Consider the following 11,981-nt stretch of genomic DNA (forward strand, 5'->3'; position numbering starts at 1 on the left):
CGCCTGCCGGCCGCCCGGCTGGCGCCAGCGTTCAGCCGGCCGCACCCGGCCGGTGCCTCGGCGCGCACGGTGGCGCAGCGTCCCCGCGTCGCGGCTTTGTCGCAGGGCGGCCAGGCCGGACCTGGCTGGCGCCAGCGTTCAGCCGGCCGGACCCGGCCGTATGCCGGGGCCGCGCTCCGCGCGGCGGCGCTCCCCGCCCACGCCGCGCGGCGTTAGCGCGTCGTGTCGTCGGAGCGGCCGCGCAGTGCCGGTGTGGTGAGGAGTTGGGAGAGGGCGGCCGCTGGCATGGGGCGGGCGTAGTGCCAGCCCTGGCCGGTGTCGCAGCCGATGCGGCGGAGGCGTTCGGCCTGGGCGGGGCCCTCCACGCACTCGGCCGTCACCGTCAGGCCGAGCTTGTGGGCCAGCTGGACCAGGGACGTCACGATCGTCTCGTCGGCCGGGTTCAGGTGGCGCGCGGTGCGGAAGCCGCGGACGAAGAGGCCGTCGAGTTTGAGGGCCCGCACCGGGAGCCGGCTGAGGTAGGCGAGGTTGGAGTAGCCGGTGCCGAAGTCGTCGATGGCGATCCGGACTCCCATGTCGGAGAGCGCCTGGAGGGCCTGGAGCGGCCGGCCGGCCGAGCCCATCACGGCCGACTCGGTCAGCTCCAGCTGGAGCAGCCCGGACGGCAGCCCGGACTCCTCGAGCGCCTCCGCCACGTCCCGCACCAGGTCCGAGTCCCACACCTGACGCACCGCCACGTTCACGCTCACGAACAGCGGCGCCGCCGGGTGGTCGAGCTGCCAGCGGCGGGCCTGCCGGCACGCCTCGCGCAGCACCCAGCGCCCGAGCGGCACGATCGCGCCGTTCTCCTCGGCCAGGCCGACGAACTTGTCGGGGCCGAGCTTCCCGAACCGCGGGTGATTCCAGCGCACCAGCGCCTCCGCCCCGCGCACGATGTCGTCCGCGAGCCCCACGATCGGCTGGTACTCCAGTGTGAACTCCCCGCGCTCCACCGCCGGACGGAGCGTCGAGGAGAGCGACTGCCGCGTCATGCGGTTGGCGTTCCGCTCCGGGTCGAAGAGCGTCCACCTGGCCTTGCCGTCCGTCTTGGCCCAGTAGAGCGTCGTGTCGGCCGCCTGCATCAGGTTGGTCGCCGAGGTGCCCGCCGACTCGCGCTCCACCACGCCGATGCTGGCGGAGACGGCCAGCCGCTGGCCGTCCAGGTCGAACGGCGGCCGCAGCGCCGTCAGCATGGCCTCGGCGAGGCCGGTCAGCTGCTCGGTGCCGGACGACCCCTCCACCAGCACCGCGAACTCGTCCCCGCCGAGGCGGGCCACCAGGTGCCCGCCGGCGCCCGTCGCGCAGTGGGCGAGCCGCTGCGCGGCCGCGCCGAGCAGCTGGTCGCCGACCCGGTGGCCGAGGGTGTCGTTGATGGCCTTGAAGCCGTCGAGGCCCAGGTAGCAGAGGCCGATCCGGCCGGTCGCCGAGTCGGCGAGCGCGGTGGTGAGGCGTTCGAAGAACAGCGCCCGGTTGGGCAGCCGGGTCACCGGGTCGTGCATCTGGATGTGCCGCAGCCGCTGCTGGAGGTCGCGGCGCTCGCTGATGTCCTGCACGGTGAGCAGCGCGGCCGCGGCGGCGGCCGCGTCGTCACCGGTGGGCAGCACCGTGACCTCGGCCCACAGCGTGTGCCCGTCCGCGTGCTTGAGCCGCCGGGTGCACCGCATCCGGTCGCTGTGCCCGCGCAGCACCGCGTGGTAGGAGCCGCGGGTGCGGCCGTCCAGGCCGAGCCCGGTGACGGCGTCGGCGCGCTGGCCCGCCAGGGCCGCCGGCTCGACGCCGAGCAGCAGCCCGAGGGCGGGGTTGGCCGCCAGGATCTGGCCCGATCTGCCCACCAACGCCATCGGCAGTTGGGCGATCCGGAAGGCCGCCCGATAGTCCCGGAGAACATCACTCTCCGTGAAGGATGTCGGGGTCGCGCCGAGGCCGCCTTCGGGGTCTTGGCCCGGTCCTTTGGGGGGTCCGTTCACCGATCGCTCCCGGAGGGGACTGGTCGCCTGGCGGATGCCGCTGTCGGGCGCTCGCCGGCTGCTCGCTGGCGCATCCGCGCTGGAAATGTGGCGATCATAGAGGTTACGCGGCGGCTGGAGCCAGTGCCCGGCGGGCCTGTCTCTTTCTCTGAAATCTGTGCTTGCGACAAATTTTCGAGAAGCTGATCGTTTCTGCTCGACGTGTTTGTAGTCACGATCGTTAACGAGCGATGAATACGCAGGGTGATCGTACTGCCCATGACCCGCGCGGCCTACTGAAACAGGCCAAGTCCTCCCAAATCTGAACAGAGTGGTGGCGGTGTTCCCTCGCGGAGTTCTCTCGCGGATTCCCCCACGGCTCGACGGGAGGTCGATGTGCGCCGCGCCTACCGCAGACCCGCCGCGGTGCTCACCGTGCTGGCCGCCCTGATCGGCACCACGCTGACGGCGGGACCCGGCACCCACGCGATCGCCGACGAGCCCTGCAGCCTGCCCCGCGCCGCGATCCACCACTCCGAGGGCGTCGACAGCTGGAACGGCGACTACCCCAGGCCGGTCGGCGAGCTGAAGGCCGTCATGCTGTTCCTCTCCTTCCCCGACGCCAGGCCGAAGACCGACCCGGCCGCCATCGCCGAGGACTACTTCCCGGCCACCAGCGACTACTTCCGCGCCGCCTCCTACGGCACGTTCGACCTGCGACCCACCGTCACCGACCGCTGGATCGAGATGCCGGACGACTCCCGCTCCTACGCCATACAGCGCGACTGGGAGCCCGACCGGCGCTACGCCTACCTCCGGGACGCGCTGGGCGCCGTGGCGCCGCACGTCGACCTCGCCGACTACGACGTCGTCTACCTGGTCGCCGACCCCGACGCGCCGGGCGTCGACTCCGACGCCACCAAGGTGGTCAACTTCGATCGGCCCATGACGGTGGGCGACGCCAGCGTCCACCGCGTCGTCACCGTCTTCGAGCGCCGCCCACCCGACCGGAACGTGCTGGCCCACGAGACCGGACACGTCTTCGACCTGCCCGACCTCTACAACCGGCCGGAGGACGGCTACGGCGACTGGGACACCCACGTCGGCGACTGGGACCTGATGGGCAGCCAGTTCGGGCTGTCGCCCGAGCTCTTCGGCTGGCACAAGTGGAAGCTCGGCTGGCTCGACGCCGACCACGTCGACTGCGTGCGCGGCCTCGGCACCACCCGGCACACCCTCCAGCCGCTCGCCGCCCCGCTCGACGGCTCGGCGCCGGCCGCCGACACCCGGCTCGCCGTGGTCCGCCTCGGGCCAGAGGAGGCGCTGGTGGCCGAGGCACGCGCCCCGATCGGGAACGACGCCACCACCTGCACCCACGGCGTGCTGCTCTACCGGGTGCGCAGCGACGTGGCGTCCGCCGACGGCCCGATCCAGGTGCTCGACGGCCATCCGGAGACCAGCGCCTGCCACGCCGCCTCCGTCCATCCCCGGCTGGCCGACGCCCCGCTGGGCACCGGCGAGAGCTACTACGACACCGAGACCGGCGTCCGCGTCGAGGTCGGCGACCGCACGGCGACCGGCGGTTGGGACATCAAGATCGTGCGGGAGCGCGCGGAGACCTGAGCGAACCCGGCGCAGCCGGCGAACGCGACAGACACAAGGAAGGGGCCCCACCTCTCGGTGGGGCCCCTTCATCAGGTGCGCCGCCAGGGACTCGAACCCCGGACCCGCTGATTAAGAGTCAGCTGCTCTAACCAACTGAGCTAGCGGCGCTTGCTGACGTCTGAGACTCTAGCACCCCCGTCCGGCGGAACAAAAATCGACGGGAGCCCTCCCACCTGGGGCCTCAGGGACGGCGTCGCAGCAGCTCACGACCGAACTCGATCATCTTGACCGCGTAGTCCTCGGTCCACCCCGCGCGCTCCGCGACGGCGGCGGCCGGGATCCGGTCGAAGCGCTTGGGGTCGGCCAGCCTGGCGGCCGCCATCGCCTGGAACTCGACCGAGCGGTCCGCGGCCGCCTGGAAGGCCACCGCGAGTTCCGTCGCCCGGTCGAGGAGCTCGCCAGGATCGGCGATCGACTCGAGTGCGAAGAAGTGCTCCTCGTCCGGCTGCTCGGCGGGCGGCTCGAAGAACAACGCCGCCGGGCGGCGGTACCGCGGCGGCTCGGGCGCCTGGCCGGAATCGGACATGCGGACGCTCTCCTCACCCGGCCTCGGCGCACCCGGCCTCGGCCGATCTCAGGACGGCGGGGCGAGCTGCTCCCGCCGTGCCGATCCATTGTGCCGCGACGCCCCGCGAAGCCGCTCGGCGGCGGAGAGCCGCTCGTGGGCCTGCCCGTCGCGCGGCCGGGGCGCGGTCAGGCTCTTCGGCCCCTTCGCCACCTCCCGGCTCCTGCCGCCCGTGGCCCGGGACGCGACCCCGACCAGGTCGTACCGCTCCCGGAGCCACTCCCCGAAGCGCAGCAGCGGGCGGGCGAGCAGCAGCCCGAGCACCATCACGCCGGCGCCGGCCACCGCGTCCGTGAAGTAGTGGTTGGCCGTGCCCATGACCACGATGGTGGTGATCAGCGGATAGCCGACGGCCAGGGCGCGCACCAGCGGGGTGCGCGCCCCGTAGTGCCAGAGCGCGGCGCCGCACCAGAGCGACCAGCCGACGTGCAGGCTGGGCATCGCCGCGTACTGGTTGGTGAAGTCGCCCATGCCGCTCGGCGCGCTCGCGTCGTCCGTCCACCAGCCGTACTGCGCGTACTGGGCGAGGCTGTCGACGAAGCCGTAGTTGCCGGGCAGCAGCCGGGGCGGGCTGGTGGGCACCAGCGTGAAGCCGACCAGGCCGAGCAGCGTGGAGGTCAGCAGCCAGGTGCGCATCAGCCGGTAGTGCGCCGGCCGCCAGCGGAAGAGCCAGATCAGGATGATCGGCGTCACGATGTAGTGCAGCGAGGCGTACGCGAACGAGGACGGCACCCCGAGCCAGGCCTCCTGCGTGAACAGCTCGTTCAGCGGGACCTCGGGGTGCAGCCAGAGCGCGTTCTCCATGCGGAGGATGCGCAGGCCGTTGTCCACGGCCGTGGTGACGTCGCCACGAGCGGCCAGCCTGGCCACCGTGTAGGCCCCATAGACGACCACGATCAGCAGCAGCTCGGTCCACAGGCGTGGCCGGTCACGGGGCATGCGGACTCAGACTCCCCACTCGCGTCGGCTTCATGTCGGGTTCACGTTCACGGCGCCTGGCGGCCGTGTGATGAGCACCACCGTATGCCGAAGCGCGGGGGTAAGGACGCCGGGGGAGCCCTCCACGGTTGCGTACGGGATGATGAGTGACGGACGAGACGGTTGAAACGGATGGAAGGACGGTCATGGCGGCGCGCATCGTGTTGGTCCGGCATGGACGAACGGCCTGGTCGGTGGCCGGGCGGCACACCGGACACACGGATGTCCCGCTGCTCGACGAGGGCCGCGCCCAGGCCAAGGCGCTGGGCGCGCGGCTGCACCACGCCCCCTGGGACGGGCTGCCGGGCGCCGAGGTGCGCACCAGCCCGCTGTCCAGGGCCAGGGAGACCTGCGAGCTCGCCGGGTTCGGCGACCGCGCCACCGGCTGGGACGCGCTTCGCGAGTGGGACTACGGCGACCAGGAGGGGCTGACCACCGAGCAGATCCGGGCCAGGCGCGGCCAGGACTGGGTGATCTGGCGCGACGACGTGACCGGCGGCGAGACCATGGCCGAGCTCTCGGACCGGGCCGACGCCGTGGTCGCCTGGGCCCGGGACGCCGAGCGGGACGCGGTGCTCTTCGCCCACGGACACATCCTCCGTGCGATCGCCGCCCGCTGGCTCGGCGAGGACATCAGGTTCGCGGCCCGGCTGAAGCTGGAGGCCGCCGCGCTCTGCGCGCTCGGCTGGGCCTACGGCGAGCCGGCGATCGAGCGCTGGAACGACACGGGTCACCTGGAGGAGCGCGCCTAGTCGCGCCCGCACGCCCGCACGCCCGCGCGAGCGGGGTCGGCCGGGTCAGCCGGTGGCCCACTCGGGGCGGCGGTCGAGGAGCGCGGCCACCGTCGAGTCGCCGCGGGCCGGCCGCAGTCGGTCGGCCAGGGCGTCGAGCATCGTCCTGATCCGCCCCGACCGCACCTGGCCGAGCAGGTCGACCGCCCGCCAGGCGTGCGCCGCGGCCTCCTCTGGCCGGCCCCCGGACGCCAGGTGCTCGGCGTGCTCCATCGAGTACAGCGCGATGTTGCGGGCGAAGTGCGGTTCGCCGAGCGCGGCCGTCACGGACTCGGCCGAGCAGACCGTGGCCCGCTCCCAGTCGCCGAGCGCGGCCCAGCACCCCGCCCGCTGGCTGGCGAACTCCGCGTCGCCGAAGAACGACATCCACTCGGGCGCCGCCTCGATCGACCCCCGGCCGCGCTCGAAGGTGGCGCTCGCCCGGGACAGCGCCTCCTCGCAGCCGCCGCGGTCGCCGAGCGACGCCCAGCCGCTGGCCTCGCGCAGCGCGAGGAGCGACCGCAGGTGCGGCAGCCCGAGCGCTCGCGCGGCCTGCTGCCCGGCCTGCGCCGCGCGCACCGCCTCCCGGGGGCAGCCGGCGTCCCTCGCGAGGAAGGCGGTGTTGCAGAAGGCGTGCGCCTCCAGCGCCGCGTCGCCGTTGACCCGGGCGGTGGCCAGCGCCTCCGCGTAGTACGAGCGGGCGTCCGCGAGCCGGCCCGAGTCATGGGCCAACCAGCCGACGGAGATCGCCAGTTCGCCCGCGCCGGACTGCAGGTGGTCGTTGACGGCCGCGCGTCTCGCGCCGGTGTCGACCAACTGGTAGGCGGCGCGCAGGGCGTCGCCCGCGGCGCGGAACAGGTCCTCGGCGCCGTGGCGATCGTCGTGGAGCCGGATCTCGGCGACCGTACGGTGCACGGCGACGGCCTCCCGCTCGCCCGGCCGGCCGGCGGCCGAGGCGGCGGCGGCCGTGGCGCTGCCGGCCGGCAGGGGAGACGGGGACAGGGTGGTGAGGCTCGCCACGGCGGCGGATCCGCCGGTCATGAACGCGCGACGCAGCACGTCGCCCTCCTCCGGGTCGTCGGTGATCGGGGTGGGGTGCGCGGGATGCGATGGGGGTGGGGGCGAGGGGACCGCGCCGGGTTCCGGCTCGGCACCCGCTCGGCGGCCGCGGACCGTCAGTCGGGATTCGAAGCCCAGATCGGCCAACGAACGGCCGGGGAACATATGAAGGAATACCCGTTCGTACGCGTAGTTAGGGCAGCGGATCTCGCCTGCTTCCACGCGCCCGACGTACCGGGCGTCGCAGGAGACCCGTTCGCCGATCTCGCGCGCGGCGCGCCGCACGGCGGCGGCGAACTCGCCGGGGGACAACTGCCCCCGCAGCTCCCGGAAGAGCCGGTTGGGACCGGACGGCCGGGACGCGGATGGTGACGTCGCCATGCGCGAGACCGTACCCGCAGCCGTAGCGGCACTACAGAATGTTTCGCTACAAAACGGATATTCCGCCTGCGATCTGCCATGAACTGCCAACCATTTCAGCGGTCCGAGGCCGTAGCCGTTGACGCGCTACGGCCGTTGTACACCGCGACCGACCGAAGGAAGCGTGAGGAGAGGAACCCCCATGGCGGACACCGGTGAGGCGGCGCCCTGCGATCTGGTCACCGTGCCGGCGCGGGAGGGGCTCGAGGCCGCCGACATCCTGCGGCTGCGCCACGGCGTAGGGCCGGTGCTGCACGACCGCACCGGTGACACCCTGGGCTTCATCGTGCCGCCTGGCACCGCCGAGCGCTGGGACCTGCCGGGCAGCGCCTGCACCCAGACCTACGCCGGCTCCCGCCGGGGCACCCTGCCGCCGGTCACCGGCACCGGCTGGCTGGTCCCGCCGGACCGCGCCGTCCGGCAGGCCACCGAACCCGACCGGCTGCGGGCCGCGCTGAACGAGGCGGTCTCGATGCTCGCCGTCGTCGACCGCTGCCGCCGCTAGGGGTATTGCCCTGTGAGGTTGATGCCGTGCCGTGTGGGGGGCCGTGCGCCGGGCGCCCGCGGTAGCGCGGCCGGCTCGCCGGCCGGCCCGCCGCCGTAGCGCGCGACGAGGCGTTCGGCGGACCGGTCGCGGCCCCGCGGCCAGCGAACCCGCAGACTGGGGGCATGGCGAAGCAGAGACGGCGGCGCGGCGGCGCGACCGGCCAGCGCGTGAGCGAGATGGTGGCCGGCGGCCTCGCCGAGCTGGTGCCCGACCCGGACCGGCCGCGCGGCTGGCAGCTGCTGCTCGACGGCGCCCCGCAGTCGCACGTCGACCTCGACGAGCCCACCCGGCTGTCCTTCGAGTACCAACGGCGGCTCGGGCACGCCGTCGACCTCGTCGCGCCGCCCGGGCGGTCGATCAACGCCGTCCACCTCGGCGGCGGCGGCCTCACCCTCGCCCGCTACGTGGCGGCCACCAGACCCCGGTCGACCCAGCAGGCCGCCGAGCCGGACGCCGCGCTCACCGCCCTGGTCCGCCGTGAACTCCCGCTGCCCGACACCGCCAGGATCCGGGTGCGCGCCGTCGACGCCCGGGCCCTGCTCGACCGGCTTCCCGAGGGCTGGGCCGACCTGGTCATCGCCGACGTCTTCCAGGGCGCCCGCACCCCGGCGCACTGCGCGAGCGCCGAATTCCTCGACCTGGCGCGGCGGGTGCTGCGCCCCGGCGGTTGGTACGCGGCCAACATCGCCGACGGGCCACCGCTCGCGTACCTGCGCGCGCAGGCCGCGACCGCGCTCGACCGCTTCGCCGACGCCTGCCTGGCCGCCGAGCCCGCCGTGCTGCGCGGCAGGCGCTTCGGCAACGGCGTGCTGCTCGCCGCCGAAGCCCCGCTGCCCGTCGCCGAGTTGACCCGCCGCTGCGCCGCCGACCCCCGGCCGGCCAGGGTGCTGACGGGCCGGGAGCTCCGCGACTTCACCGGCGGCGCCCCGACTGTGACCGATGCCACAGCCGTCCCGTCGCCTCCGCCGCCGGCCGGAGTCTTCGAATAGGCGAATTCAAGCCGTAGTCGGCCGCGTACGCATAGGAGTTCAGTCCCGGTATGTCTGGATCTCCGGTGGGGAGTCGAGCCAGGCGCACAGAACCGTCACGGACGCCCGCCTGCCCTCCTCATCTGTGAACATCACGCGAATGAGGCCCTCCTGCTCCCTGATCCGAACCTCCCAGCCCTCGTTGGGCGTGGCCGAGATCAGTTCGGCCGAGTCGGCCTCGACCAGTAACACCACCTCTCCGCCGGCCGTGTTGACCGTCTCGACGCCGGACGTACCGGATTCCATGGATGATTCGGACGACTCGTGAGCGTCCGGAGGGCGGGGGCGGCGCGTCGAAGAGGCCTCTGGTGGAACGTCGGAGACGTCGTCCGAGACCTGAACGGCGCGCGGCGGTTCACTGGCCGCGCCCAGCACCGCATGCACGCCAAGCCACGCCACACCCACCGCCGCACCGGTCGAAACCACCCAGGCGACGGCCTTCCCAACGCGGACCAGAAACCGCTGCATCGCGGTCACTCTAATGGCGTACGGTGCCGCGCATGGCGCATGTGCTTGTTGTGGAGGACGACCAGTTTGTGAGATCCGCCCTTATCCGGCATCTCACCGAGGCGGGGCACAGCGTCCGTAGCGTGGGCACCGCACTGCAGGCACTGCGCGAGGTCGCCCAGATCGGCTTCGACGTGGTCATTCTCGACCTCGGCCTCCCCGATCTGGACGGCCGCGAGGCGCTGAAGATGCTGCGCGGCGTCACCGACGTCCCGGTGATCATCGCCACCGCCCGCGACGACGAGGGTGAGATCGTCCGGCTGCTGAACGACGGTGCCGACGACTACCTGGTCAAACCCTTCTCGGTGGAGCACCTTTCGGCACGGATGGCCGCCGTGCTGCGCCGCGCGGGCGGCAGTGGCGCCAACGGCCAGAGCGGCCACGGCGGCACGGGTGGCGGCGGCGACGGGGTGCTCCGCGTCGGCGGCCTCGCCGTCGACCCACTGCGCCGACTCGCCCAACTCGACGGCACCCAACTCGACCTGACCCGACGTGAGTTCGACCTGCTGGCCTTTCTCGCCCAACGCCCGGGGGTGGTGGTCAGCCGCAAGGAGCTGCTCACCCAGGTCTGGCGCCAGTCGTACGGCGACGACCAGACCATCGACGTCCATCTCTCATGGCTGCGCCGCAAGTTGGGTGAGACCGCCGCCCGCCCCCGGTACCTCCACACGCTGCGTGGGGTCGGTGTGAAACTGGAGCCACCGGTATGAGATGGTCCCTGATCCGGCGGTTCCTCGCCGTCACCGGCATGGTCGTGGTCGCCTTCGGGGTCCCGCTCGGCATGCTGGTCCGCGACGTCGCGGTCGACCGGGCGGTCTCCGCCGCGGAACGGCAGGCCGCCCTGCTGGCGCCGGCCGTCGGATTCGCGGGTGACATCAACGAGTTGGAGCGGGCGGTGACCGGCACGGACGCCGGTGCCGAGGGACGGGTCGCCATCGACCTGCCGGGCCGCCGGGGCGAACCGCCCGAGACGCTGGGCCGGCACCGGGTCACCCAGGACGTGTTGAACCACGTCGCCGAACAGGGCAGCGCCGAACGCTTCACGGTCCCGGGCGGCGTGGCCCTCGTCCAACCGATCCCCCTGAACGGCGAACGCATCGCCCTCATCGAGGTGTTCGTCACCTCCGACCAACTCACCGACGGCGTCGCCGTCGCCTGGCTGGTGCTCGCCGGCGTCGGCCTCGGACTCGTCGTCTGCTCCGCCGCCGTCGCCGACCGACTCGCCCGCCGCACGGTGGTGGCCACCGAACGACTCGCGCAGGCCAGCCGGGAACTCGGCGAGGGCAAACTCGGCGTCCGGGTCCCGGTCCCCGACGAGGGCCCGGGCGAACTCCGCTCCGCCGCCACCGCGTTCAACTCCATGGCCGACCGGGTCGCCGGACTCCTCACCGCCGAACGCGAGTTGGCCGCCGACCTCTCGCACCGCCTGCGCACCCCGCTCACCGTGCTCCGGCTCAACGCCGCCTCGCTCGGCGACGGCGACGCCGCCGAGCAGACCAGGCAGGCGGTCGAGAAACTGGAGGGCGAGGTCGACGAGATCATCGCCACCGCCCGCGCCCACCGGGACGCGGTCCCGGACGGCCGCCCGCGCGAGGTCACCGACGCGGCCGAGGTGATCAAGGACCGGATGGACTTCTGGTCCGCGCTCGCCGAGGACGAGGGCCGCGAGGTCCGGGTCGCCGGCGTCGAGGAACCCGTCCCGGTCCCGGTCGCCAGGGCGGACCTGGCCGCCGCGCTCGACGCGATGCTCGGCAACGTCTTCCGGCACACCCCCGAGGGCACCGCGTTCTCCGTCGACATGTACCGCGCGGGCGGCGCCGCCGACGCCGTCATCGTGCTGGTCTCCGACGCGGGACCCGGCATCGCCGACCCCGAGGCCGCCCTCAAACGCGGCGAGGGCGACGGCGGCCGCGGCTCCACCGGCCTCGGCCTCGACATCGCCAGCCGCCTCGCCGAGTCCACCGGCGGCGACCTGCGGATCGGCCGCTCGGTGCTCGGCGGCGCCGAGATCAGACTCTGGCTCGCCAGGGACGGCGGCTGGACCAGGAAGTACCCGGCCCCGACCCGGCGCCGCGGCACGCGACACCGGGCCAGGGGCCAGGCTCCCCTCGCCCCCCTCTCCGGCCTCACTGCCGGGAAGGGTTCCGGGACGGACGCGGGGAGTCCATGGGAACGAGCCGCACGGTGGCTCGATCGCCAGATCTTCGCCGGCCGCCGGGCGGCCCCCCCACCCCGCCGCCTACGCCGCAGCCGCCCCCCGACCCCGGCCACGGCCACGGCCTCGGCTGGCGCCGTGCCACCCATGCCGGCCTCGGCTGGCGCCGTGCCACCCAAGCCAGCCACGGCGGGCGGCGTGCCTCCCATGCCGGCCGCCCCACCCCCGACGCCGCGGCGGCGCGGCCGCCGTGCTCGGCCGCTGATCATCCCCCCGATGCCGAGGACCCCACCCACCACCCC

Annotated in this window: 10 protein-coding genes, 1 tRNA gene and 1 pseudogene; 6 read left to right on the plus strand and 6 right to left on the minus strand. The window is 73.6% G+C overall.

Annotation, left to right across the window (positions count from 1 at the left end):
• Nucleotides 1-212: 212 nt before the first annotated feature.
• A complete protein-coding gene (locus tag ACYVPE_RS37235) occupies nt 213-2,006 on the minus strand; it encodes a putative bifunctional diguanylate cyclase/phosphodiesterase (protein WP_461038265.1) in 1,794 nt (597 codons plus the stop codon).
• 375 nt (nt 2,007-2,381) lie between these two features.
• Between ACYVPE_RS37235 and ACYVPE_RS37240 the strand changes: the two genes are divergently transcribed.
• A complete protein-coding gene (locus ACYVPE_RS37240; RefSeq protein WP_461038266.1) occupies nt 2,382-3,608 on the plus strand; it encodes a M6 family metalloprotease domain-containing protein in 1,227 nt (408 codons plus the stop codon).
• Nucleotides 3,609-3,684: 76 nt separating this feature from the next.
• Here ACYVPE_RS37240 and ACYVPE_RS37245 read toward each other — a convergent pair.
• From ACYVPE_RS37245 to ACYVPE_RS37255, 3 genes are all read right to left on the minus strand, one after another.
• Nucleotides 3,685-3,758 (minus strand) — tRNA-Lys (locus ACYVPE_RS37245).
• A 73-nt stretch (nt 3,759-3,831) separates the two neighbouring features.
• Nucleotides 3,832-4,176, minus strand: a complete 345-nt coding sequence (locus ACYVPE_RS37250; protein ID WP_461038267.1) for a hypothetical protein — start codon at nt 4,174-4,176, stop codon at nt 3,832-3,834.
• A gap of 48 nt (nt 4,177-4,224) precedes the next feature.
• Nucleotides 4,225-5,154: a phosphatase PAP2 family protein gene (locus ACYVPE_RS37255; RefSeq protein ID WP_461038268.1), complete on the minus strand. Its 930-nt coding sequence runs from the start codon at nt 5,152-5,154 to the stop codon at nt 4,225-4,227.
• 185 nt (nt 5,155-5,339) lie between these two features.
• Here ACYVPE_RS37255 and ACYVPE_RS37260 point away from each other — a divergent pair, with 185 nt between their 5' ends.
• Nucleotides 5,340-5,945 carry a histidine phosphatase family protein gene (locus ACYVPE_RS37260; RefSeq protein ID WP_461038269.1) on the plus strand — a complete coding sequence of 202 codons (606 nt, stop codon included), beginning with the start codon at nt 5,340-5,342 and terminating at the stop codon, nt 5,943-5,945.
• A gap of 45 nt (nt 5,946-5,990) precedes the next feature.
• On the opposite strand, the gene ACYVPE_RS37265 is transcribed toward ACYVPE_RS37260, so the two are convergent.
• Nucleotides 5,991-7,403, minus strand: coding sequence for a hypothetical protein (locus tag ACYVPE_RS37265; RefSeq protein WP_461038270.1), 1,413 nt, complete (start codon nt 7,401-7,403; stop codon nt 5,991-5,993).
• Between the two features lie 181 nt (nt 7,404-7,584).
• Between ACYVPE_RS37265 and ACYVPE_RS37270 the strand changes: the two genes are divergently transcribed.
• Nucleotides 7,585-7,947 carry a hypothetical protein gene (locus ACYVPE_RS37270; protein ID WP_461038271.1) on the plus strand — a complete coding sequence of 121 codons (363 nt, stop codon included), beginning with the start codon at nt 7,585-7,587 and terminating at the stop codon, nt 7,945-7,947.
• A 164-nt stretch (nt 7,948-8,111) separates the two neighbouring features.
• Nucleotides 8,112-8,978 (plus strand): spermidine synthase, encoded by an 867-nt coding sequence (locus ACYVPE_RS37275; protein WP_461038272.1) that lies wholly within the window; start codon nt 8,112-8,114, stop codon nt 8,976-8,978.
• Nucleotides 8,979-9,017: 39 nt separating this feature from the next.
• On the opposite strand, the gene ACYVPE_RS37280 is transcribed toward ACYVPE_RS37275, so the two are convergent.
• Nucleotides 9,018-9,485 carry a hypothetical protein gene (locus tag ACYVPE_RS37280; protein WP_461038274.1) on the minus strand — a complete coding sequence of 156 codons (468 nt, stop codon included), beginning with the start codon at nt 9,483-9,485 and terminating at the stop codon, nt 9,018-9,020.
• A 32-nt stretch (nt 9,486-9,517) separates the two neighbouring features.
• On the opposite strand from ACYVPE_RS37280, the gene ACYVPE_RS37285 reads away from it, so the two are divergent.
• Both ACYVPE_RS37285 and ACYVPE_RS37290 read left to right on the plus strand, forming a co-directional pair.
• The gene (locus tag ACYVPE_RS37285) at nt 9,518-10,234 is read left to right on the plus strand and encodes a response regulator transcription factor (protein ID WP_461038273.1); all 717 of its coding nucleotides are present in this window, start codon (nt 9,518-9,520) and stop codon (nt 10,232-10,234) included.
• Nucleotides 10,231-11,619: pseudogene (locus ACYVPE_RS37290) on the plus strand (HAMP domain-containing sensor histidine kinase); the annotation flags it as partial. The gene ACYVPE_RS37285 and the pseudogene ACYVPE_RS37290, both read left to right, overlap by 4 nt.
• Between the last annotated feature and the right edge of the window lie 362 nt (nt 11,620-11,981).

Source organism: Streptomyces mayteni (assembly GCF_054783955.1).